This is a genomic window from Parapedobacter sp. (assembly GCF_035556095.1).
GTDB lineage: Bacteria > Bacteroidota > Bacteroidia > Sphingobacteriales > Sphingobacteriaceae > Parapedobacter.
In genome coordinates this window covers 57,623-79,913 of the sequence record NZ_DATMFT010000025.1, presented here as the reverse complement: position 1 = coordinate 79,913, position 22,291 = coordinate 57,623, and the positions used below count along the sequence as shown (strand labels likewise).

General features: G+C 51.0%; 23 protein-coding genes. 15 read left to right on the top strand and 8 right to left on the bottom strand.

Annotation, left to right across the window (positions count from 1 at the left end):
- Window positions 1–5: 5 nt before the first annotated feature.
- Complete coding sequence (locus tag VNQ80_RS16105; RefSeq protein WP_325640509.1) at window positions 6–1,010, top strand: cytochrome d ubiquinol oxidase subunit II; 1,005 nt, start codon at window positions 6–8, stop codon at window positions 1,008–1,010.
- A gap of 3 nt (window positions 1,011–1,013) precedes the next feature.
- Here the strand turns inward: VNQ80_RS16105 and lpxK are convergent, their stop codons facing one another.
- Window positions 1,014–2,066 (bottom strand): tetraacyldisaccharide 4'-kinase, encoded by a 1,053-nt coding sequence (gene lpxK, locus VNQ80_RS16100; RefSeq protein ID WP_325640507.1) that lies wholly within the window; start codon window positions 2,064–2,066, stop codon window positions 1,014–1,016.
- A gap of 47 nt (window positions 2,067–2,113) precedes the next feature.
- Here lpxK and mqnB point away from each other — a divergent pair, with 47 nt between their 5' ends.
- From mqnB to VNQ80_RS16070, 6 genes are all read left to right on the top strand, one after another.
- Window positions 2,114–2,758, top strand: coding sequence for a futalosine hydrolase (gene mqnB / locus VNQ80_RS16095; protein WP_325640505.1), 645 nt, complete (start codon window positions 2,114–2,116; stop codon window positions 2,756–2,758).
- A gap of 92 nt (window positions 2,759–2,850) precedes the next feature.
- A complete protein-coding gene (locus VNQ80_RS16090) occupies window positions 2,851–3,837 on the top strand; it encodes a pyruvate dehydrogenase complex E1 component subunit beta (protein WP_325640503.1) in 987 nt (328 codons plus the stop codon).
- A gap of 87 nt (window positions 3,838–3,924) precedes the next feature.
- Entirely contained in the window at window positions 3,925–4,359 is a 435-nt protein-coding gene (locus VNQ80_RS16085) for a DoxX family protein (RefSeq protein WP_325640501.1), read from the top strand.
- Between the two features lie 67 nt (window positions 4,360–4,426).
- Window positions 4,427–5,599, top strand: a complete 1,173-nt coding sequence (locus VNQ80_RS16080) for a trans-sulfuration enzyme family protein (protein WP_325640499.1) — start codon at window positions 4,427–4,429, stop codon at window positions 5,597–5,599.
- A complete protein-coding gene (locus VNQ80_RS16075; RefSeq protein WP_325640497.1) occupies window positions 5,596–6,012 on the top strand; it encodes an OsmC family protein in 417 nt (138 codons plus the stop codon). Before VNQ80_RS16080 ends, VNQ80_RS16075 begins: the two co-directional genes overlap by 4 nt.
- A 145-nt stretch (window positions 6,013–6,157) precedes the next feature.
- Entirely contained in the window at window positions 6,158–6,688 is a 531-nt protein-coding gene (locus VNQ80_RS16070) for a YceI family protein (protein ID WP_325640495.1), read from the top strand.
- A 51-nt stretch (window positions 6,689–6,739) separates the two neighbouring features.
- Here the strand turns inward: VNQ80_RS16070 and VNQ80_RS16065 are convergent, their stop codons facing one another.
- On the bottom strand, window positions 6,740–7,783 hold the full coding sequence (locus tag VNQ80_RS16065) for a DUF2157 domain-containing protein (protein WP_325640493.1): 1,044 nt from the start codon (window positions 7,781–7,783) through the stop codon (window positions 6,740–6,742).
- Between the two features lie 51 nt (window positions 7,784–7,834).
- Window positions 7,835–9,034, bottom strand: coding sequence for an aspartyl protease family protein (locus VNQ80_RS16060; protein ID WP_325640491.1), 1,200 nt, complete (start codon window positions 9,032–9,034; stop codon window positions 7,835–7,837).
- A 340-nt stretch (window positions 9,035–9,374) separates the two neighbouring features.
- On the opposite strand from VNQ80_RS16060, the gene VNQ80_RS16050 reads away from it, so the two are divergent.
- The 5 genes from VNQ80_RS16050 (at window position 9,375) to VNQ80_RS16030 (ending at window position 13,999) form a co-directional block, all read left to right on the top strand.
- A complete protein-coding gene (locus VNQ80_RS16050; protein WP_325640489.1) occupies window positions 9,375–11,270 on the top strand; it encodes a heparinase II/III domain-containing protein in 1,896 nt (631 codons plus the stop codon).
- 64 nt (window positions 11,271–11,334) lie between these two features.
- Complete coding sequence (locus tag VNQ80_RS16045; protein ID WP_325640487.1) at window positions 11,335–12,300, top strand: CPBP family intramembrane glutamic endopeptidase; 966 nt, start codon at window positions 11,335–11,337, stop codon at window positions 12,298–12,300.
- Window positions 12,281–12,499: a DUF2007 domain-containing protein gene (locus tag VNQ80_RS16040; RefSeq protein ID WP_325640485.1), complete on the top strand. Its 219-nt coding sequence runs from the start codon at window positions 12,281–12,283 to the stop codon at window positions 12,497–12,499. Before VNQ80_RS16045 ends, VNQ80_RS16040 begins: the two co-directional genes overlap by 20 nt.
- 4 nt (window positions 12,500–12,503) lie before the next feature.
- Window positions 12,504–13,304 (top strand): phosphatidate cytidylyltransferase, encoded by an 801-nt coding sequence (locus VNQ80_RS16035; RefSeq protein WP_325640483.1) that lies wholly within the window; start codon window positions 12,504–12,506, stop codon window positions 13,302–13,304.
- A 20-nt stretch (window positions 13,305–13,324) separates the two neighbouring features.
- Window positions 13,325–13,999, top strand: a complete 675-nt coding sequence (locus VNQ80_RS16030) for a DUF2461 domain-containing protein (RefSeq protein WP_325640481.1) — start codon at window positions 13,325–13,327, stop codon at window positions 13,997–13,999.
- Here the strand turns inward: VNQ80_RS16030 and VNQ80_RS16025 are convergent, their stop codons facing one another.
- Window positions 14,000–15,199 (bottom strand): anhydro-N-acetylmuramic acid kinase, encoded by a 1,200-nt coding sequence (locus tag VNQ80_RS16025; RefSeq protein WP_325640479.1) that lies wholly within the window; start codon window positions 15,197–15,199, stop codon window positions 14,000–14,002. It lies immediately after the preceding gene.
- 193 nt (window positions 15,200–15,392) lie between these two features.
- On the opposite strand from VNQ80_RS16025, the gene gcvH reads away from it, so the two are divergent.
- A complete protein-coding gene (gene gcvH / locus VNQ80_RS16020) occupies window positions 15,393–15,773 on the top strand; it encodes a glycine cleavage system protein GcvH (protein ID WP_325640477.1) in 381 nt (126 codons plus the stop codon).
- 94 nt (window positions 15,774–15,867) lie between these two features.
- Window positions 15,868–16,290 carry a VanZ family protein gene (locus tag VNQ80_RS16015; protein WP_325640475.1) on the top strand — a complete coding sequence of 141 codons (423 nt, stop codon included), beginning with the start codon at window positions 15,868–15,870 and terminating at the stop codon, window positions 16,288–16,290.
- A 133-nt stretch (window positions 16,291–16,423) separates the two neighbouring features.
- On the opposite strand, the gene VNQ80_RS16010 is transcribed toward VNQ80_RS16015, so the two are convergent.
- Together VNQ80_RS16010 and rlmN are read right to left on the bottom strand one after the other, a co-directional pair.
- Window positions 16,424–17,122: a ComF family protein gene (locus VNQ80_RS16010; protein ID WP_325640473.1), complete on the bottom strand. Its 699-nt coding sequence runs from the start codon at window positions 17,120–17,122 to the stop codon at window positions 16,424–16,426.
- A 6-nt stretch (window positions 17,123–17,128) separates the two neighbouring features.
- Window positions 17,129–18,193, bottom strand: coding sequence for a 23S rRNA (adenine(2503)-C(2))-methyltransferase RlmN (rlmN, locus tag VNQ80_RS16005; protein WP_325640471.1), 1,065 nt, complete (start codon window positions 18,191–18,193; stop codon window positions 17,129–17,131).
- Between the two features lie 159 nt (window positions 18,194–18,352).
- Between rlmN and VNQ80_RS16000 the strand changes: the two genes are divergently transcribed.
- Complete coding sequence (locus VNQ80_RS16000) at window positions 18,353–19,528, top strand: amidohydrolase family protein (protein WP_325640469.1); 1,176 nt, start codon at window positions 18,353–18,355, stop codon at window positions 19,526–19,528.
- Here the strand turns inward: VNQ80_RS16000 and VNQ80_RS15995 are convergent.
- Window positions 19,525–20,097 (bottom strand): hypothetical protein, encoded by a 573-nt coding sequence (locus VNQ80_RS15995; RefSeq protein WP_325640467.1) that lies wholly within the window; start codon window positions 20,095–20,097, stop codon window positions 19,525–19,527. The two genes, VNQ80_RS16000 and VNQ80_RS15995, sit on opposite strands and share 4 nt — an antisense overlap.
- A 189-nt stretch (window positions 20,098–20,286) precedes the next feature.
- Window positions 20,287–22,110, bottom strand: coding sequence for a DUF4153 domain-containing protein (locus VNQ80_RS15990; RefSeq protein WP_325640465.1), 1,824 nt, complete (start codon window positions 22,108–22,110; stop codon window positions 20,287–20,289).
- Between the last annotated feature and the right edge of the window lie 181 nt (window positions 22,111–22,291).

Here is a 22,291-nt window from a genome sequence, read left to right as displayed (position 1 = left end):
CGACTATGCTGTATATCGTCATCGCTTACCTCTGGGCTTCCATCTGTCTGTATATCCTGTTAGGTGGAGCTGATTTCGGTGCGGGCATCGTGGAGCTGGTGAGTAAACCCAAGCATCGCAAAACCGTTCGCAACATCATGTATGATGCCATCGGGCCGATCTGGGAGGCCAACCACATGTGGTTGATCATTGCCATCGTCATCCTTTTCGTGGGCTTTCCGGAAATCTACACCACCATGTCGGTTTACATGCATATTCCGCTGGTGCTGATGCTGTTGGGTATCATCGCACGGGGGACAGCGTTTGCTTTCCGGCATTACGATGCGGTAACGGATGAGATGCAAACGGTCTATTCGCACGTTTTTACGCTATCAAGCCTTATTACGCCGTTTTTTCTGGGCATCATTGCGGCAGCGACGGTTTCGCGGACGATCGACACGGAAGCGACCGACTTCTTGTCGGCATACGTATACAGCTGGCTGAATCCCTTTGGCGTGAGCGTAGGATTTTTCACGGTGGCCATATGCGGCTACCTCGCGGCAGTGTTTGCCGTGGGGCAAACGGCAGACGCCGGGCACCAGCGGATGCTGGTGCGGCTCGCTCGGGCATTCATTGCCATCGCTGTGGCGTGCGGTGGAGCGGTTTTCGTGTCAGCTCATCGGTCGGGTATCCCTCTTGTGGAGTGGATTGTGGGAGACCTTTGGGGACAACTGGCAGTGCTGCTGGCCACCCTGTCGTTGGTCGCGTTATTTGTTGCGCTCAACAGACGTTCCGTGCTATGGATGCGGCTGTTGGCCGGTTTTCAGGTGGTGATGATTCTTTTTGCCGCGACGTATCGCCACTACCCGCACCTCATTTTATTGAAGAACGGCGGAGACCTGTCGCTAACCGACCACCACGGGGGCTTGGCCAGTATCGATGCGCTGGGGTGGGCACTCGTGCTGGGTAGCATCTTCATCCTGCCAGCACTGTTTTATTTGATGTATGCTTTCAGGGGAAACCGGAAATAGCTATTAATGTGGCCTGGAGCAGTAGGCTAATACGCGTTCACGGAAGGTAGCCTCATCCTTGGGGTCAAACTCCAGATGGATTGGAACCATATAGAGGGGTAGCCCCACCATTAAATCCGAAATCGCCGGTTCCCGCAGTCGTTGTGCGTCTTTTTCTGTGGTGACGATCAGTTTGTCTGGATTATTTATTTCACCGAAGCGGCGGACAACCTTGTGGATGTCGGCTGTGGAATAGTCGTGGTGATCGGCATAACGCATGTGCACGATTTCCGACACTTGCGACGACAGGTACTCGTAAAGGGGCGCTGGGTTGGCAATCCCCGTAAGGAGCAGTACTGCGGCATCACGGTGCAAGGCAGCCGCGCCGGATTCATTCGCCAGTACCCGTGTAAGCGACCCATAACCGATGCCCGCGAACAAGATGGGGATATGGCGTGCAGTAGAAAGCCCCCTGCGGATACGATCTTTTTCGGCTTCCGTGGCTCCCAGTGGGGTTTTAGTAACCACCATCACATCGGCACGTCGGCGTTCCTTGAAAGCGTCGCGATAGTTGCCAGCAGGCAGCAGCCAATTCGGTTTACTCATTGCATGGTAATCGAACAGCAGGATCGCAAATCCCGGCCGCAATGCCCGGTGCTGGTAGGCATCGTCGAGCACGATGATGTCATGCCCACTTCGGATCAACCGCGATACGCCGTCTACGCGGTCTTCATCTACGGCAACCGTGACTTCAGGGAACTTGCGTTTGAATTGGAGCGGTTCATCACCGCTGCGACGGGCAGTGTCATCAGGCATCACTTCCAGAAAACCCTTCGTTTTCCGGCCATAACCGCGGCTCAACGTGGCTAAGCGTCCGCGTGGAGAAAGCAACCGTACGAGGTATTCGGTCATCGGGCTTTTACCGGTGCCACCCACGGCAAGGTTGCCCACTACAATAACGGACCTGTCGAAAGCCACCGACCGCAACCACCCCCAATCGTATAGCCGATTGCGGATCCAGATTGCCAACCCGTAAAGCAGCGAGAACGGTAGTAAAAGCACCCTTAGATAAACCATTGCTGGCAAAAGTAATTCATTTTGCCTACATTCGTGGTTAAAAGCAAATGGATGTATTGGTCATTGCAGCTACGGAAGCGGAAATCAAACCGTTTCTTGGTCTGCCGGTGCAGCGACGGCAGGGGATGGATACGCTCATCACCGGCGTAGGCATGGTAGCAACGGCGCTCGCACTTGGCGAACGGCTTGCCAGTACCCGTTACGACCTGTTGCTCAATGTGGGCGTGGCAGGCAGCTTTGACCGCGCCATCCAACTGGGCGAAGTGGTGTGGGTGGTTGAGGACATCTTTTCGGAGCTAGGCGTTGAAGACGGCGAGCGGTTTATCGACAGTGAGGCTGCCGGACTGACACCGTGTACGTTCTATAGCCGATATTCCCATCCATCGGTCGAAAACCTGCGCTCATGCAAAGGCATTACCGTGAATACGGTACACGGTAACGACGCCGCCATCAAAGCTGTTGTCGAACGCTTATCGGCCGATGTCGAAAGCATGGAAGGGGCGGCGGTGTTCCAAGCGGCCCAGCACTTCGGTATACCGGCGCTCCAGGTACGTGCAATATCCAACTATGTGGAGCGCCGCAATAAGGCGAGCTGGCAACTCGCGCAGGCCGTCGAAAACCTCAATCGCTGGCTCATGAACTTTACGCGCAACATGGAATGGCCTGAACACCGCTTAAACACAAAAATTTGACAGAAACCGGTTCAAAAATGTCGATTTTTTGTAGTAGGTTTGCATGCTATATTTTTTGACAACGATATACTGTCGACAACGATAAACAACCGATGAGAGAAATACAATTCAGGGAAGCGCTTCGTGAAGCGATGAACGAAGAGATGCGCAAAGACGAAAAGATTTTTTTGATGGGTGAAGAGGTGGCCGAATACAACGGTGCCTACAAGGTGAGCCAGGGGATGCTGGATGAGTTTGGCCCCAAGCGCGTCATTGATACACCCATCTCCGAACTGGGATTTGCCGGGATAGGCATCGGTGCCGCCATGAACGGGCTGAAGCCCATTATCGAATTCATGACGTTTAACTTTTCATTGGTTGCTATAGACCAGGTAATTAACTCCGCCGCCAAAATGAATTCCATGAGCGGTGGGCAGTTTCCCATCCCTATTGTATTTCGTGGCCCTACGGGCAATGCCGGACAACTCGCCGCCCAGCACTCCCAAAACTTTGAAAACTGGTATGCCAATACGCCGGGCCTCAAAGTCGTGGTGCCAGCGAATCCCTACGATGCCAAAGGGCTGCTGAAACAATCCATCATTGATCCCGACCCGGTCATCTTCATGGAATCGGAAGTGATGTACGGCGATAAAGGCGAGGTGCCGGAAGAGGAATATTACCTTGAGCTTGGCAAGGCGCATACCGTGAAATCAGGCAACGACGTAACCGTCGTGACATTCGGCAAAATGCTGCCGCGGGTAGTAGAGCCGGCTGTCGAGGAATTGACAAAAGAAGGAATCGACGTTGATCTCATCAACTTGCGTACGGTTCGCCCTATCGATTACGGTGCGATCATCGAGTCGGTGAAACGGACCAATCGCTTGGTGATTGTGGAAGAAGCATGGCCGCTGGCATCGATATCGTCCGAAATTGCATACAAGGTACAGCGCGATGCGTTCGACTACCTGGATGCGCCGGTGGTGCGGATCGCGTCGGCCGATGTGCCCCTGCCGTATGCCCCCACGTTGTTGCAGGCAGCCCTGCCTAATGTGGAACGTGTGGTCAAAGCCGTAAAGGAAGTGATGTACATCAAGAAATAGCCGGTTAACGGTAAAACAAAATAAACGGAGCCGGCTTTCAAACAAAAAGCTGGCTTTTTTGTTGTCTAACCGGAAAGGAGACCTATTATGAATGTCATCGAAAAAATCGAGTACTGGGGCGATGCCCACCACCCCCGTTGGCTAGATATTATCCGCATTGGTTTGGGTATTGTTATTTTCCTGAAGGGTGTAACGTTTCTTGCTGACACACAGGCCTTGAGACAGTTGATCGAAGACGCCCATATCCAGGTCTATACGTGGGGTGCCGTCCATTATGTCGCTTTCGCACACCTCGTAGGCGGTATCCTCATCGCGCTAGGGTTGACCACGCGCTTGGCCGTGGCGTTCCAACTGCCCGTGTTGTTTGTTGCCGTATTTTTCGTGAACATAACCCGGGGGCTCACCTTCCTTAATTCAGAACTGTGGGTTTCATTGGTGGTCTTGGCACTGCTCCTCGTTTTCCTCGTTGTCGGGTCGGGGCCCTATTCGCTAGACCATCAGCTAAAGACCAAGAAAGGCTGAAAAACAGGGGGCAGGCAATTTGCATTTCCACGTGACTTTGGCTAGATTTGCCTCACTAAGATTGGAAATGAACGAACAAACAAAGGCCATCCGCGAACAGGCCGACCGCTCTCCCTATCGGGAACATGCGGTACCCCTCTACCTTACATCCAGCTTTATTTTCGACGACGCTGAGCAGAGCCGTGCTATATTTGCTGAAGAAGAACAGGGAAATGTGTATTCCCGTTACTCAAACCCGAATACCACCGAATTTATCAATAAGGTATGTGCCATGGAAGGTGCCGAGGCGGGCCTTGCATTCTCATCGGGCATGGCTGCGGTGTTTGCATCGTTTGCGGCACTGCTGAAAAGCGGCGACCACATCGTGTCGTGCCGGGCAGTATTTGGCTCCACCCATCAACTCTTCACCAAATTGTTCCCCCGGTGGGGCATCACCACCACCTATGTGGATGCCGCCCATCCGGAAACATGGGAACAGGCCATCCAGCCCAATACACGGATGATTTTCCTCGAGACACCATCCAATCCCGGATTGGAACTGGTGGATCTGGAATGGCTGGGCAAGTTCAAAGAGAAATATCCCGATATCATCCTCAACGTAGACAACTGCTTTGCTACACCGTATCTTCAGAAACCCATCCAATATGGGTTTGACCTGGTGAGCCATTCGGCCACCAAATACATGGATGGCCAGGGGCGTGTGCTCGGCGGTGTGGTGGTAGGCAAACAGGAATTGATTGATGAGCTTATGTTTTTCATCCGCCATACGGGTCCGTCGCTCGCACCGTTCAATGCCTGGCTTTTATCCAAAAGCCTCGAAACACTGGGCTTGCGGATGGACCGCCATTGCAGCAACGCACTGGCTGTGGCCGAAGCGTTGGAAGCAAACCCCGAGGTGGAAACGGTACGCTACCCGTTCCTGCCCTCGCACCCGCAGTATGCGCTTGCGAAGAAGCAGATGAAGGCTGGTGGTGGCGTTGTGACCTTTGTGCTCAAAGGCGGATACGACCGGGCCAAACGGTTCCTTGATGCGTTGAAGATGCTTTGCATCACGTCCAACTTGGGCGATTCGCGCAGTATCGCGACACACCCGACATCCACTACCCACTCCAAGCTGACCGAGGCCGAACGGCTGCAGCTTGGCATCCAGCCGGGCAGTATACGCATCTCGGTGGGGTTGGAAGATGTGGCGGATATCATCGACGATCTCGAACAGGCACTAACGAACAGCAAGTCATGAATATCAAGTTAAGTAAAGTCAACGATGCGGTCCACTTTGAGGGCAGCAGCGACACCACTCCGGTAAAGGTGCATATCGACGGCTCGCCCGATATCGGCGGCGAAGGGCTGGGCGCACGGCCCATGGAATTGGTGTTGATGGCGCTAGGCTCATGCAGTGCGCTGGATTTGGTGAGCATCCTCAAAAAGCAGCGTCAGCAAATAGACGATTTGCAAATCAACGTGGAGGGCGAACGGCGGGAGGCCATTCCTAATGTATTTACAAGCATTCACATCTCGTTTTCCCTCAAAGGCGACATCGATCCCGTGAAAGCCGGGAAGGCAGCGGAACTGGCGGTAAAGAAATATTGTTCGGTTCACGATATGCTCGCAGCCGGCGGCGTGGACATCACTTATGACGTGAAGGTGGGCTAACTCTCGGTAGCAACCGCTATAAAAAACGTTGGTAAAACCAGTTGCCATTAAGATTGTTCTGTCTAAATGAAGAACTTAATCTAGTTCAATGCCTGCTTAAGAAACAGGACGTACCTTTGCATCGAACTAGTTAAAAAAAGACATTATGGCAACAACATGGAAGTTAGACCCTACCCACTCAGAGGTAGCATTCAAGGTGAAACATTTGGTCATCACGACAGTTACCGGTTATTTCCGGTCGTTCGACGGAACGGTGGTGACGGAAAACGAAGATGACTTTACCACCGGTAAGGTAGATTTCACCATCGATACAACGAGCATCGACACCAACCAATCGCAGCGTGATGAGCACTTGAAATCGGCCGACTTCTTCGATGCGACGAATCATCCGCAGATAACGTTCGCATCAACTTCCATTGAAGAAAAGGGCAGTGATGAGTTTGTATTGCGTGGCGACCTGACTATCGGGGGAACTACGAAGCCCGTGAAATTCGATGTGGAGTTTGGCGGCACGGTGACCGACCCATATGGTAATTTCAAGGCCGGGTTTGAGGTGTCAGGCAAGATCAGCCGCAAGGAATTCGGTTTGACGTGGAGCGCCGTTACCGAAGCCGGTGCGGTAGTGGTGAGCGACGACGTGAAAATACAGGCAAGCGTTCAGTTTGTTAAACAATAAGAACCTCAGGCGCTAAGCAAATTCGGTAAAGGGGTGCCAATCTGCGCACCCTTATTTTATCCCCTTGCGCCATATCCGCTCGGCCCAGCGGCCGATGTACCAAAAGGATAGCGCGAGTAACAGGAAAAAAACAGCCCGGTTGATGTTATCCCATAAGTACTCAAAAAACCGGGTATAAATGTTGATAATCAAAAAGACAATGCCGAATTCGCGGGCCACATTATCGTGCTTTTTCAACCCGTACCAAGCCAGGCCCAGCGATACTGCCGACGATAATAAGCCCCAATAGAAAATGTGCCACTGCCGCACCTGCGACCAAAGGTCCAGGTCGCTGTAATTGCCGAATATGGACAGCAACCATAGTGCAGTCATCAAGTAGGTAAGTCCGATGATATACGTGAGCTGCTGGAATTGGCTGATTGGTTTGACTCGGTGTTGCCAGAACAGCGCAAATGCCGTGAGCAACGCGCCAAACAGCGTAAAGCGTAGTGGGTAGTTCATGCCCCAAAAACGGAACCCCCAGTTGCTGTGATAAGCTGTTTCAGTTGCAAACCATACGCCAAAAGCAACCAGTGTGAATATCCAGATTAGTTTTGAAGATAGCTTTACCGAGAGTACGCCGTAAATCACCACCGAAGCGAGAAACAGCAGCGAAAAGTGCCCCGATCCTTTGTCGACTATTTTGCCGAAATAGCCAATGAAGGCAGCCGTGGCGAATACGCCAAGCGCCATCAGGGCCTCGTTACTAAACGTCTTGTCGGGATGCTTGCGCTTATTACGGAACCCCCATGCATAGCATACAACGGCTAGTAACAAGCAGAAAATACAGATAACTACATCGGGCGTGTCGTACAACCGCTCGATCCAACGGAGCACCAGCTGGTCGGCAAATAACGAGAGGAAAGCCAACACCACGCACGAAAGGGCGACCCAGAATGCGTACTGGGCGAGCCTTTTCCAGTCGAACCCCTTCACCTCATACGATTCACTCAACCGATCGGCCGAAGTATTGTCAATCAATCCGGTCTCCCGCCAGTGCGTGATGGCTTCGTCTAATGTTTCTTTCTCCTGTTTGCTGACCGTTAATTTTTTCACCTATCACCTTTTTCAACCACTAAGGTAGAAATAATCGGCATACCTCGTTGCTTATAATAGACTCATCAGCTTGACCTCAATTTCCATCAGCTTCTCGTCGCGCCGTATAATAAGCCGTACTCGCTTCTTGGCCGATGTCAACGCCTTTTTATATTGGGTGAAATTTTGGTTGGCATTATTATCGACTGCGATGACGATATCGCCTTTTTCAATGCCCGCTATAGCCGCTGGTGAGGCTTTAATGATGGAGCCCACCACGATATTACCATCGACGTAATAGAGTTCCATGCCGGAATAGGAATACTCGAACGGCTCGCGGTACAACGAGTTTGGTTTGAGGTGGATTTCACGACGCTGGTAGTTGATAATAAGGTTGAAGCGTTTCAGAATCTGGTTGCCGATAAGCCCCCCGAGGTAGGGATAGGACGTCACATTGAATTCATCTTCAAATATCATGGTAGGAACATTGCGGAAACGATAGGGGCCTAACCGGAAATCCTTCACGAGCGTCATTTCCATGCCTAGTTTCCCACCCACGCCATGTGCTTCTATGGGAAAGCGTTTACGCTTCTTGCGCATGACCGAACTATCCGTTTCGAACTCCTTCGACAAAACCAACGATAGCCCAGCCCCGATGTCGAAAAGGAAACGGGATCTGATTCTGCGGTGGTCTTTCAGCTGGGCGCTGTGCACAGGAAGGGTACGGATGAACGGCCGCAATAGGTGGCCCCCACGCGGATATTTGATGGTGCCCTGCGAACAGATGGTCATCTCCTGGTCGTCATAATCGATTTTCAGAATATAGCGGCTTAACAGCGAGTAGCCAATGACGCCGTCGATACGTGCGCCATAAACATACGATAGGAACTCATAGTCGTTGATATGGAAGTTGAGGCTGTCTACAATGAGGTCATTGAGTTTGAGTTGTTTGGCATACAAAAACTTGGCCTTTCGGACGCCGGCAATGCCACGGATATTGATGTCCGACTCTTCGGGTACAAAACCAAGGCTGCTGGCGGTAGTCGAATCCAATGAAATACCACTACTTCCTGTATCGAGGATAAAGTTCAATGTATCGGGGGTGCCCACCAATATGCCTTTGACGAGGATGACGCTTTCAGCGGCCAACGAAAACGGTAACGTGGTCAGCTCTTGGGATGGGGGCGGGATGAACTCTTCCTGCGCGCGCGCTCCTGTCGCGACAAAGATGCTGGCGATTAGTAGGGGGGCTATAATCGGTAAGGCTTTCATTGTAGTGCCTTTACGTTTGTTATTCAAATATAGGTTATTTTAACTTTCTATACTCGTCTGCTACAACGTTTTCGTAAAAATTACCGCGTAAGCGACTACGTAAATGAAACATTTTCTCTAGGTTTGCGATAACTGATATAAACACAGATTGATCAAAATAATGCTTGAGTAGCGAGTCAAACCTAGTATATTTTAGAGGTGTTTTTATTTGCTAATGCACTCCACCGGACATTTTCCAGGCAATAGTGAAATCGAAGTGCCGCTGTCATACGCCGATTATTACTACGAAGAAGCATTGACTCGATACAAACAGCTGTTAAATCGCTAAAAAGCAAAATCCATGGATACCAAAACGCAACGTTCCATCCTTCGCCTGTTTATTTTTTTGTTGTCATTCGCAGCTGTGACCTTTACTGTTGATGCACAAACGGATGAAGAAGGCAGTCCGAAGCTAGAAAATCCCATCAGTGTAGCGTATGTAAAAAAGCACCTGCGGAAAGCACAGCCCAGGCTGGTGTTTAACCGCGACATCGAGAAGCGGCTCAGGCAGCAACTCAAAACCGACCCGGTGGTACAAAACATGTATAAAGCCATTCAGCGGGATGCCGAAGCAATTCCAAACGAACCGTTGCTGGAACGCAAACAAATCGGCCGTCGCCTGCTCTCTGTTTCCCGGGAGATGTTGCGCCGGGTAAATATGCTGGGCATAGTATACCGAATCGAAAAGGAGCCTAGTATTTTGCAGCGCATCAACGACGAAGTACTCGCGGTTTGCCGGTTTTCAGACTGGAACCCGTCGCACTACCTGGATGTAGGCGAAATGGCCTTGGCAGTTGCCCTTGCGCTCGACTGGACTGCAGGAGATCTGCCCAAGGCCACCATTGAAGAAGCCGAGAAGGCGCTGATTGAAAAGGGGATTAACCCCAGCTGGCCAGCTGACAATAAAAACCCATCATGGGCCTATGGCAATAACAACTGGAACCAGGTTTGCAATGGCGGGATGATTGCGGCGTCCATCGCTATCGCCGAACGCGACCCTGAACTAGCTGCTAAAACACTCTACCGAGCACTCGACGGGTTGCCCAACGCCCTCCATGAATACATGCCCGATGGCGTCTACCCGGAAGGATCAGGATATTGGGACTATGGCACAAGCTTCTCCGTGGTAACCATTGCCATGCTGGAAAGTGCCTTTGGAACGGACTTCGGCTACGGTGAGTTCCCGGGATTTGTCGAAAGCGCAACATTCAAGGCGCTCACGAACGCACCTTCGGGCATGTATTATAATTTCGCCGATTGCGGCGACCGTCGCGGGCGGAACGGCGACATGGTACTGGCATGGTTTGCAAAACGGACGGGGAACGCCGCTTATTTCGAGCGCGATCGGTTTTTAAAGCCGGTGGATGAAATGAGCCGCCTTTCGCGGCTGGATGGAGCCGGATTGGTATGGTTAGCCCAATTCGAAGAAAAGGTCGAGGGAAGCATCCCGACTGCTTGGAAGGGTGATGGCCCGAATCCGGTGGTTTTTTTTACAGGTGGCCCCGACGATTCTCATCAATACTATTTCGGTGGGAAGGGCGGCCGCGGTACCGTCAATCATGGCAATATGGACGGCGGCTCGTTCGTATTTGAGTTGGACGGTGTACGCTGGGCGATTGATCCGGGAAACCAAAGTTATGAAGAACTCGAAAAGGCAGGCTTTGAATTGTGGAGTAGTAGCCAGAATAGCCAACGCTGGACATTGCTCACCAAAAATAACTTCGGCCATAGCACCCTCACCGTAAATGGCCAGATGCATCGGGTAGATGGGATGGCCACGATTACAGATTTCAAAAACGGTACGATGCCCGAAGCGACGGTGGACCTTACCGCAGCTTTTGGCGATCTATTGGCATCAGCTCAGCGTAGATTTGTGAAAGATAGCCCCACCTCATTACTGATAGAAGACCAAATCTCTCCTGCTGAAAAAACCGAAGAGGTGACTTGGCAGTTGATTACGACGGCGGATGTGGTTATCCAACCCGGTGGCGCGCTGTTGAAAAAGGATGGCAAATCCCTCCGCATCGAGAACCTATCGCATCCCGAACTGCGGTTTTCTGTCATCTCGCTAGACCCGGCACCGCTGGCCTTGGACCGACGTATTAAAGGATTGAAACGAATTGAATTGCGTGTTCCTCGCTGGACAATGAAACAAACGACGGAAACCATCCGAATCCGGCTGGCGGGCGCAGGGTAGCCCGTCCTTGTTTCCGAGTGTCAGTCGCAATCCGTATCTTCATCCCCAAATTAATGCACGCCCAATGACTGAGCACAATGCGTTCCGGGGAGGCCTCCAGCAACCTGGAGAAAATCATCCCGTCACATCGTTGATTCTGCTGCTGGCCCTTGTTTTTGCTGGGGCAGTTGTTTTTGGTGCGCTCTCGATGCTCATCGGCTTGGCTGTGACGAATGGGGCAGCTGGTATCGGTAACCTTGAACGGGTTCTTGAGGGCAACATGTCGGATGTCAATTTCCTGAAAATTGTTCAAGCAGGCTCCAGTATTGGCATGTTTGTCTTGCCCGCGATATTAATGGGGGTCATTGAAAAACGGCGCTATCGATACCTCGATTTCAACGCATCGGTCAATCCGCAACTGTGGTTTGTCATTATCGGCATTATGTTTTTTTCAGCCCCTATTTTCGAGCAAGCCATCAAGCTCAATGAACGATTGGTACTGCCCGAAGCACTGTCGGGTTTAGAAAACTGGATGAAGGCCAAGGAAGCCGAACTCGAACGGCTTACCCGGATATTCCTTTCAGACACCACCTATTGGGGGCTTTTCATAAACCTCCTCATAATCGCTGTCATTGCCGCCATCGGCGAAGAATTTCTTTTCCGTGGATGTGTACAGGGCATCCTTCAACGGTGGTTTCGCAATCCGCACGCTGCTATTTGGGTCACCGCCATTGTTTTTAGCGCCATACACTTGCAGTTTTATGGTTTCCTACCACGGATGTTGCTTGGAGCACTGTTCGGATACCTATTGCTGTGGGGGAAGAATATCTGGTTGCCTGTATTGGCCCATTTCATCAATAACGCAACTGCGGTGATATCTGCGTTTTACCTTCAGCGGCAGGGAAGGTCGCTCGATGATATGAATTTTGGAGAACAAATCCCTTCGTATCTATATTTTATTAGTTTTGTGCTCACGGGGGTGTTGCTCTACCAATACCACAAAACAGCCACCGAAAAAAACACGCGACGCCATGGAAAAACATTGGGTTAAACTATTCACTACGGGCAATCCCGTTCAGGCGGAGATTACCAAACAGATGCTTGAGGAACATGGTGTATCGGCGGTGATTATGAACAAGCAAGATTCATCTTACCGCTTTGGCCAAGTGGAGCTGTATGTACATGAATCGGAGGAGGCGTTTGCAAAAGGACTGATTGCCGAAATGGAGGGCGGAGATAGCGAACAATAATGCCATGAGAATACGCGCCATTACTGCTCTTTTTTTTGTCATCGTTATGGTGGCTTCCATGTTGTTGGGTCGCTATATCTTCGCTGGCTTTTTTATCCTGTTAAGTGCCTATTGTCTAGGTGAGTTTTACCGCATTATTGGCGATGACAGTAGTCGACCGAACCGGCTGCTAGGCTTGTTACTGGGCTTACTCGGATTTGGGCTGTTCACGGGTTACCGGTTGGTGGGTTTCGATGCGCACTATCTGTTATTGCTTGTACCGCTTATTGCGGCAACATTTATTATCCCGCTCTACCAGAAACACGAAAAACCGTTTGGCGGCATCGCCCATACGCTGCTTGGCGTGGTTTATGTCGTATTGCCTTTCATCGCCTTTTTCTCGTTGGGCTTCGTTACAGGCACATACGATTACCGCTTGCCGCTTGGCTTCATGCTGATTCTTTGGGGCAACGATACCGGAGCATACCTGATGGGGAAGTTTTTCGGCAGGAACCGCTTGTTCGAACGCATATCGCCCAACAAAACCTGGGAAGGATTTGTAGGCGGCGTGCTACTGGCGTTGGTGACCGCGCTCGTATTGGCCCATTATTTTACGATATTGGTTAGCTGGCAATGGGTGGGGATGGCACTGGTTGTTTCGCTATTCGGTACGTTCGGCGATCTTGTGGAGTCGATGCTAAAGCGCAGCCAGCAGGTGAAGGACTCTGGCGCGGTCTTACCCGGACATGGGGGCTTGCTAGACCGCTTCGATGGACTACTGTTCGCCGCACCAGCGGTGCTCGTATTTCTTGAGTTGGTGTATTGATTTAAAAAACATATCGCATCATGCAAGCTGCTATACATGCCGACACGTTTCGTTTTCTTACGGCAATCAAAACAAATAACGACCGGGAATGGTTTCAGGAACACCGCGATGAGTATGAGCGCGCCTGGCAGAACATGAAGGATTTTACCGCGGGGCTAATCGACGGCCTCGCGCAATGGGACCGTTACATTTCGGCGGATATCCCCGTGTCTAAGTGTGTTTTCCGGATTTACCGGGATACGCGTTTCAGCAAGGACAAGACGCCCTACAAAACTTGGCTGGGCGCCGGGATTTCCACGGCCGGCCGTAAATTGAACGGCCCCGAATACTATATCCATATCCAGCCGGGCAACAGCTTCGCCGCAGCAGGGTATTGGCGGCCCGAGAAGGAACACCTCGCGGCCATCAGGCAGGAGATAGACTATAGTGGTGCCCGCCTGCAGGAAATCGTGGATGAACCGGCATTTAAAAAATACTGTCGGCTAGACATGCAGGATACGTTGAAGAGGCCGCCGGCCGGATTCAGTGAGGAAAATCCCTACATCGCGTGGCTTAAACTCAAAAGCTTCACGGCATTCGAATCGTTCACGGATAAGGAACTGCAACATACGGACGGCTTAGAACGCGTTTTAAAAGCCTATCGCCGGATGTATGACTTCAAATTGTTCCTCCACGAGGCTCTCGGCGAGGAGTAGCTATTCTGGAAAACTAATTTTCCCCATACACACGGCCGGCGAATCCAGTATCGCTGTTGCATTGGCGGCTTTACCCGCTACGGTTTCGTTGGCCAACAGGGCAAAAAGAGCCGCTTCCTTGGCATCGGGTAAAAGTCCCAATACTTCGAAAGAAGAGACAGGGATCTCCGCGAGCCCATCCGTTATGCGGTCGACCAATAAGGGGTTATGTAATCCGCCGCCGCTGATGTAGACATGGGGATTTGGGGATGCCTGTACTGCACGTCTTATCGATGTGTTGATGGCCGATGCGGAGAATGCGACTAAGGTGGCCATCACATCGCGCGTATGCAGACCCTCGGTACCACTCGCTTGCTGAGCATCGGTGAGGTACTGGAGGCTAAATAACTCGGGCCCCGTCGTTTTAGGAAAGGGCATTGAAAAGAAGTCGTGGTTTAACAAGGCGGCTAGCAACGGCCGGTTTACGGCACCTGTGGATGCTAAGCGGGCATTGCGGTCCATTTCCACACCCAGCTGCGCCAGCATATATTGGTTCATCAGAGTGTTTCCCGGGCCCACATCGGTGGCAAAGCAGGGGCCGCCATTGCCGCCGGTGGCAGATAGAAGCGTGAAGTTGGCGATGCCGCCGATATTGAGCAGTATACGTGTTTCGTGGACGTCGGTAAAAAGGAGGTAGTCGCCGTAAGCCGCTAGCGGTGCTCCCTCGCCTCCTGCGGCGATATGCTTCTGCCTGAAGTCGGAGATGGTGATGATACCTGTAGTTACGGCCAAGTGGTCGCCGTCGCCCAGTTGCAAGGTACTGTTTGGATACGCTGTTGTGTCCGTGAGCGACTGTGGTGCGTGGAAAACCGTCTGACCATGGCTTGCGAGCAGGTCGACGTCGCTAGGCGATATACCCCATTTGCGCAGAGCGTCGTTTACCAGTACCCCATGGGTTTGCCCGATGAGGGGGTGGAGCCCGCAGAGCACCTGTTGGTCAATGGTACGTTTAGCGAAGATTTGGCGTATCCGTTCGCGAAAGTTATCGCTATAACCTATCGTCTCAAACCGGAGGAGATCGAGCTCGGTACTGCGTCCGCTGCCCACGATACGGCACAGTGCGATATCCAAGCCATCTAAGGAAGTGCCCGACATCAAGCCGACGACCAATCGCTGGGACTTGTTGGCTATAGCATATAGTTTATCGACGTGTGGATTCATAGGTCTTAAAGATATGTATTTTCTGATTGCGTGTTATTACCCTGATCTGAGCCGACAAAGAATAATCGAACTCAGGTTTTTATATTGTGTATGAAAGCAATTTTAGCTAAGTTTGAAGGTGTTTTAACAGGATACTGTTTCGGTACACTGTATCGTTAATGTATGCATGAATTAGTAAGTAAATCGTATTTGAATGACTTTTCCTAAAGATTTAAAGTACACGAAAGACCACGAATGGATACGTGTATCGGGTGAGGAAGCCGTAATCGGGATTACCGATTTTGCCCAGCGTGAACTTGGCGATATCGTGTTCATCGATGTCAACACCGTAGGCGATGCGGTGGCGCAAGATGAGGTATTTGGCACTGTAGAAGCCGTGAAAACGGTGTCTGATTTGTTTATGCCTGTCGCGGCCACCGTGTTGGAAGTTAATGATAAGGTAGACAGTTCACCGGAGCTGGTCAACCAAGACCCGTACGGAGAAGGCTGGCTCGTCCGGGTGAAACTGAACAATCCCGCAGATGTAGAAGGGCTGCTTTCTGCAGCAGATTACGAGGCACAGGTTGCCGTTTAATGTGTTGCTAGATGCAAAACGACATCCGCCGTCTCGGCAGATGTCGTTTCTTTTTGGCATTATAATGGCTCGATAGCAGGCAAAAAAAGAAAAGATGAAGCATTACATATGGGCTGTATTGTGGGCAGTGGTAGTGGTGGTGCTGTGCGGCTTGCCATCAGCGGCCACAGACGAAGTACCAAATTTTCCGGGAATGGATAAATTGGTGCATACCGGTTTTTTCTTTGTTTTCACTGTGCTGCTTTATTACGGGGCTATCAGGCAGGTCGGCACGTCCAGGCCATCGTGGCGCATATCGGTTAGGGTGGTACTTTTCTCTTGTTTATTCGCGTTGTTCACGGAATATTTGCAGTGGCAGATTTTCACCTACCGCTCGGCAGAAGCTTGGGATCTTTTTGCAGATGCCGTAGGAACAGGGATGGGCGTATTTGCCTACCTGCTATTGCACAACGTCTACAGGGCTGAAACGGCAGTAAGCAAAGTAAGCCAGACCAAGAATAAAAGTTATGAGGTATAGTCGCATTATCAGGCTTGCACTTGCAGCCATTGTGGTCATTTCTGTATCCTCATGCGGAATTTTCCGCAAGGGATGTAAATGCCCGCCGGTCCATCGCCAAGGGGCGGTACCGTCTACGCACGCCGTGCCGTCATTACAGGGCTTTGGCCAGGGTAACCGCACTCACCTTGGCGGCTCCGTTCTCCAGCAAAGTGCTGGCGCAAGCTTCGAGGGTGGCGCCAGTCGTCAACACATCATCTACCAATAATACATGCTGGCCGGCAACTGAATCGATATCGGTTGCTTCAAATGTTTTCAGCATATTTTCATACCGCTCGTAGCGATTTTTATGGGTTTGGCTTTCGGTGGCACGACGCCGTATAATGCCATTTTCCGCAACGGGGAGCCGCATCGAACGGGCAAGCCCATTAGCGAAAAAGGCACTTTGGTTGTACCCTCGTGCGCGTAATTTTTTAGGATGCAAGGGTACCGGAACGATGATATCCGCCTGGTTGAAAGGTGCCGTATCTGCAAGTATTTTGCCATACCTTATCCCCACTTCGGTGCCGATTTCGGGGCGATTACGGTATTTGAGGTGGTGGATGATTCGTTTTACACGCGACGCTTCGCGGAAATACCAGTAGGATGTTACCGCCTCGATGCGAACCCGGCCCCACAATTGGCGGGCACTGCTGTTCTGTCTATCTGCATGGGCGCGGGTGTGGGGGAGATGGTACCAACAGCTGGTGCAGATGAGTTTTTCACCGTCCACCAATGGCGTATCACATCCCACGCAGGCCTGTGAGAAGAAGAGTACGGAGAAATCGTTGAAGTATCGCTTGAGGAGGCGCATGGGCGATTAGGCTGTTGGCATCGCGGTTTCCTTAATCGCCAGTTGCCCGCATGCGGCGTCGATATCTTTGCCCCGACTGCGACGGACATTGGTGGTTACGCCCCGTTGCCGCAGGTAATCGGCGAACTGGTCGATCTTGTCTGCGGCGGCGTTCTCGAAATCAGCAAAGGCGATGGGGTTGTACTCGATGATGTTTACCTTACATGGCAGGTGCTTGCAAAATGCCGCAAGTTCCTGCGCATCGGCAAGGTCGTCGTTCACACCATTGAATACGATGTATTCATACGTAACCGGATTCTTGGTCTTGGCGTAGTAATATTTCAATGCCTCGGCGAGGGCACGCAGTGAATTTTGCTCGTTGATGGGCATGATTTCGTTGCGTTTAGTATCATTGGCAGCATGCAGCGATAAAGCCAGATTGAACCGTACTTGATCGTCGCCCAGCTTCTTGATCATCTTGGCGATGCCGGCCGTGGAGACTGTGATGCGTTTTGCCGCCATGTTCAGCCCGTCGGGTGCCGTGATGCGCTCGATGGACTTCAGCACATTGCTGTAATTAAGTAGTGGCTCGCCCATCCCCATGTATACGATGTTGGTGAGGGGCTGCCCGTAATACTCCTGTGCTTGCTTAGCGATAAGCACGACCTGGTCGTATATCTCGTCGGCATTCAGGTTGCGCTTACGGTCCATATAACCCGTGGCACAAAACTTGCACGTTAGGCTACAGCCCACTTGGGAACTTACGCAGGCGGTCATGCGATCGGGTGCGGGGATGAGGACCCCTTCGATGATGTTATCGTCGTGAAGCGCAAAGCTGCTTTTGATGGTACGGTCACTACTGCGTTGCTCCTGGCGAACCGTAACCGCATTGATGGTGAAGGTCTCTTGCAGCATGTCGCGTAGGGGTTTGGCCAGGTTGCTCATCGCTTCGAAATCCACGCACGATTTCTGCCAAAGCCACGAATAGATTTGCTTTGCACGAAATGCCTTTTCGCCCATATTGACCATATGGCGCTGTAGCTGCTCAAGGGTCAGGCTACGTATATCGATTTTCGATTTGACCGCACACACGGCACAAAGGTACGGCTTTTTTTGTGGGTATTTTTCCCAGTTGTTTGGTTAAACACGAAAAAAAATACATATTTGCATAAGTGTATTCGTCAAATTAAGCCTAGCCTGAATGACACAAGATATAGTTAGCCACCAACCAACGATTAAACCCATGGAGCTATGAACACATTTTTCTCGGCAACATATGTAATGCCGGTTACCGGAAAACCCATCAAGGATGGCGTTGTAGAGGTAGCAGATGATGGCACGATCCGTGGGATTTACCCGCCCCATAGCGACGCCGTCGCCAGAAAACCGATTCATAACCATGCGGGTATCATTACGCCCGGCTTTGTGAATACGCATTGCCACTTGGAGCTCTCACATATGAAAGGCGCCATACCGAAACAAACCGGGTTGATACCGTTCCTGCAACGGGTTATGGCCCAGCGGTCAACCGATGAGGACAACATCACGCGTGCCATGCGGGCGGCAGATAAGGAGCTTTATGACAACGGTATCGTAGCTGTAGGGGACCATGCGAATACCGGGGTTTCGGCGTCGGTAAAAAAGGATAGCAAATTGCATTACCACACCTTTGTGGAAGTGCTGGGTTTCGAACCGGAAATGGCTAGCAGTAAATTCACCGAGGCCCTTGCTGTTGCCGGGCAATTTGATAAGGCTACGTCTTCCATTACTGCACATGCCCCGTATTCCGTATCCAAAGAACTGTTTAAGCTGATCGACGACGAAGCCCAAAGACGGCGGGTACCGCTTAGCGTACATAACCAAGAAAGCGAGGCCGAGAATCGGCTTTTCAGGTATAAGGAAGGGCCGTTTTTAGATTTTTACCGGGCTTTGGGTAAAGACATCACCGATTTCAAGGCGCAGGCGCGAAATTCCCTACATACAGTAATGCCGTACTTGTCGGTCGACACACCGGTTTTGTTGGTTCATAATACCTTTACAGCTGCCAAGGATATCTTTTTTGTCGAACGGCAGGGCCGGAACGTCACTTGGTGTTTCTGCCCCAATGCAAACCTATACATCGAGGGGACGTTGCCACGGATCCAGCATTTTGTTCAATACGGGCATACCATTACGTTAGGTACAGACAGCCTGGCCTCCAATGATTGCTTATGTATCTTGGCCGAGCTGAAGACCATCCACCAACACTTTCCGGAGCTTTCGCTTACCGACACCATCCAATGGGCCACCATCAACGGTGCACGTTTTCTCGGTATTGCTGAAGAGTTTGGGTCGTTAGAAAGGGGTAAAACTCCGGGTATAAACTTACTGACAAAGACCCGTGGACTTGACCTTACGCCGGAGACCGAAGTGGTCCGACTGATTTAATGCAACACCCAGAAAGTAATGCCCAGTAGGGAGCCTAAGGCGGTTCCAACCACAACCTCTTTCCAAATGTGACGGCCCAAGTGTATCCGAGACCAAGCCAGCGGTAGCGCAAATAATAAAAAACAGGTACCAGCCACCCAGTTTAACGAAAGGATGAGAAAACCTAGAAATGCATGGAAAGCTAAATGCATGGACGCCTTTATCCGCCTATTTACCAGCTGTGCGATGATCAACAGCGACAACGCACAGGCGAGGGCAAGCCGGAGCGTCCATTCTTGATTCGTAACCCAAACGATGATGGTAACGATTAGCAGAAGTAAGGTTGTTGCAACAAACCACTTTTGCCGTTGGGCTTGGTCAGATACGTCCAGGTTGGTGTATGTGCCCTTCCGTACGCCCCAGATGGTCCGCAGCCCGACGGGTAAAAAGATGCCACCAACAATCAACAGCGAGAGGTAAATGGCGCGTTGCGTTGATTCAATACTGAAAAGCAGGAAGACAGCAAATACCGGAACCGTCAAAAAGGGGTGACCTATGGTAGATATAACTTTGGCTATTGTTGTCTTCAACTGCGTATACCTTGATTGGCAGACACTGGATACACCGTGTGCACCAAGCCACAGTGAAACACCAGTATTACGTTGCGAAGGTAGCCAAACTTTCGGAGGTAGGCAATGTTAACTTTCTTCGATACAACTTGGGTAAAATTAGTGCTCCTTTCGGGGGTTAGCAGATAATTCATCCGTAAACGGAGTTTTTTAAAACGGATTTACTTTCTTTTCCCGGAAAAGCAAATAGCCGGCGGCATATATACCGCGGCTCGACTTCTCGTGGGGGGCAAGGAAATCACCATTCACTTGGTCTAGCAACAACGTGATCACAAAGCGGTTATTTTCTTGTTGAATTTCCATCTTTTCTGGAGGATACAAAAATCCGGTTCCGTCATTTTCCTTCGGCGTAAGTTTTCCTTCTTTTTTTGCTTGGTAGATTTCATCGACCAACGGCACCAAATCAAATAAAACGGCACTATCGTTTTCCATTGCCACGCTGATAGCCAATAAGCTGTCGCGTTCCATGGAAATACGCACGGCACTTTTTCCAATGGCTATCGTAGCGGAGTCGGTCGCATAGGGCTCAATCCGATAAGCATAGTCGTACCCTTGTATCGGTATGACGCGCTCGCCTTCCCGATGAATCGAAAGGTACCGCCCATCGGACAAGGTACTTGGCGGTACGTTCAAAAGGGCGAAGATGGTATCACGTTTCAACCACGTGATACGGTAAAGGGGCAGTTTAGCGTTGGCTGTCGTAATTTCACGGTCTAAACGATCTAGATCCGTTTCGGTAAACGCCTGCATCGACTGCAGGCCATGTGCCTCCAATAGGTAGGTGACGATACTCGGGCGCTCATCCGTGCCTTCAGTTGCAGCGTTGAGTAGGTGGGCTAGCCTACGCTGTTGCGAATGGCGCGAGATGTCGGTGGCGCTTTGTGGTCCGAAGGTGCTCACCAATGCCAGCAATGCCAGGCTAACCGGAATCAGCTGGATGTTGTCTTTTCGGAAACAAAGGAAATAGACGGTGATTGTGGTCAGCCAAATCGTCAACACCATCAGGATATGGCGCTCTTCCGTAAATCCGTAATGGGATACGCGCTGGTACACAGCTAAAGCCAACAACACAATGAGCGGCAGCATAGTGAGGTAGAACGACTTGGAAAAGAGTGTTACCCAACGGCTCCCATCATCGTTCCGTATGGGCCATATAAGTAACAGCGAGAGCATGCCGAATACGGCATAACCTAATATGAGTGTGGCCACGATACCCTTTGGCATTTCCCATTCGACCAAGATTTTGATTTCGTACACCAGCAAAATAGCGAGGTAAATCGTCATCAAGGGTATGAGTACGTATTGCGTAAAAATTTTGAGTCCTTTTGGGTAGGGCGCCGCTGTTGATGTCGTTTCAACGATTGTGGGCACACCTGCTAAGAAAAACAACGTATTGAAGCCCACGGCTACCAAGGCAAAAAGCTGGGCATAGATTTCAGAAGGCAGATTGAGGTTAAAAAGTTCTTTGACACCGAATATGGCCACCGCGAGCCCTGCGTATAGGGATGCTGAGTAAAGCATGGCGGTGAGGAAACGCAGAAATAGAACCTTGTTGAAGTGCCAGAAATCGTTATTGCTGCCGCGATTGATAAAGGGGGCGAAGGCCACAAGATGGTGGAAAGCAAAGATGAATAGCCCGAACCGCACTATATCGGTTTGGTACAGGGCGGGTTCGAGTACGATATATAGCAGACCGCATAAGATGAATACTGCTGCCCGGAAGGTCCACTTGCGGACACTCCCGAATGCCCTAGACTCCGCATAAAGTTCCATGGCAAGGCCCAACGTAAGCAGCAAATCGCAGGTGGCCAATAATTGCCAAAGCTTATGTTCCAACCTTGTATCTAACGACGGATCACCCATCAGGAAGCAAGCCAATGCCGTGGCGGCAGCTACTACAGCGAACAGCGTAGGGAAGCGCTTGAATACAGCAGCGGCGTTTCTTGAAAGGCTGGCGAAGGAAGGGAATTTCATGGTGCGTGGATTTACTAACCGATTACAAGAGATAAAATTAAACATAAACCAGCAATTATTTTTACCTTAATGGGAATTTCCCGTGCAACATTTGTGCCCCGCGCTCCGCATGTTGTATGTAGGTGCGTTGTCATTTTTGCGTTGGTGTCCGCTCACGTTAAAGAAAAAACCGGAGATTAGC

Excerpts from the sequence above, each read along its gene's own strand:
- VNQ80_RS16105 (WP_325640509.1), top strand. The coding sequence starts at position 6 with ATGCTGTATATCGTCATCGCTTACCTCTGGGCTTCCATCTGTCTGTAT.
- lpxK (WP_325640507.1), bottom strand. The coding sequence starts at position 2,066 with ATGGTTTATCTAAGGGTGCTTTTACTACCGTTCTCGCTGCTTTACGGG.
- mqnB (WP_325640505.1), top strand. The coding sequence starts at position 2,114 with ATGGATGTATTGGTCATTGCAGCTACGGAAGCGGAAATCAAACCGTTT.
- VNQ80_RS16090 (WP_325640503.1), top strand. The coding sequence starts at position 2,851 with ATGAGAGAAATACAATTCAGGGAAGCGCTTCGTGAAGCGATGAACGAA.
- VNQ80_RS16085 (WP_325640501.1), top strand. The coding sequence starts at position 3,925 with ATGAATGTCATCGAAAAAATCGAGTACTGGGGCGATGCCCACCACCCC.
- VNQ80_RS16080 (WP_325640499.1), top strand. The coding sequence starts at position 4,427 with ATGAACGAACAAACAAAGGCCATCCGCGAACAGGCCGACCGCTCTCCC.
- VNQ80_RS16075 (WP_325640497.1), top strand. The coding sequence starts at position 5,596 with ATGAATATCAAGTTAAGTAAAGTCAACGATGCGGTCCACTTTGAGGGC.
- VNQ80_RS16070 (WP_325640495.1), top strand. The coding sequence starts at position 6,158 with ATGGCAACAACATGGAAGTTAGACCCTACCCACTCAGAGGTAGCATTC.
- VNQ80_RS16060 (WP_325640491.1), bottom strand. The coding sequence starts at position 9,034 with ATGAAAGCCTTACCGATTATAGCCCCCCTACTAATCGCCAGCATCTTT.
- VNQ80_RS16050 (WP_325640489.1), top strand. The coding sequence starts at position 9,375 with ATGGATACCAAAACGCAACGTTCCATCCTTCGCCTGTTTATTTTTTTG.
- VNQ80_RS16045 (WP_325640487.1), top strand. The coding sequence starts at position 11,335 with ATGACTGAGCACAATGCGTTCCGGGGAGGCCTCCAGCAACCTGGAGAA.
- VNQ80_RS16040 (WP_325640485.1), top strand. The coding sequence starts at position 12,281 with ATGGAAAAACATTGGGTTAAACTATTCACTACGGGCAATCCCGTTCAG.
- VNQ80_RS16035 (WP_325640483.1), top strand. The coding sequence starts at position 12,504 with ATGAGAATACGCGCCATTACTGCTCTTTTTTTTGTCATCGTTATGGTG.
- VNQ80_RS16030 (WP_325640481.1), top strand. The coding sequence starts at position 13,325 with ATGCAAGCTGCTATACATGCCGACACGTTTCGTTTTCTTACGGCAATC.
- VNQ80_RS16025 (WP_325640479.1), bottom strand. The coding sequence starts at position 15,199 with ATGAATCCACACGTCGATAAACTATATGCTATAGCCAACAAGTCCCAG.
- gcvH (WP_325640477.1), top strand. The coding sequence starts at position 15,393 with ATGACTTTTCCTAAAGATTTAAAGTACACGAAAGACCACGAATGGATA.
- VNQ80_RS16015 (WP_325640475.1), top strand. The coding sequence starts at position 15,868 with ATGAAGCATTACATATGGGCTGTATTGTGGGCAGTGGTAGTGGTGGTG.
- VNQ80_RS16010 (WP_325640473.1), bottom strand. The coding sequence starts at position 17,122 with ATGCGCCTCCTCAAGCGATACTTCAACGATTTCTCCGTACTCTTCTTC.
- VNQ80_RS16000 (WP_325640469.1), top strand. The coding sequence starts at position 18,353 with ATGAACACATTTTTCTCGGCAACATATGTAATGCCGGTTACCGGAAAA.
- VNQ80_RS15990 (WP_325640465.1), bottom strand. The coding sequence starts at position 22,110 with ATGAAATTCCCTTCCTTCGCCAGCCTTTCAAGAAACGCCGCTGCTGTA.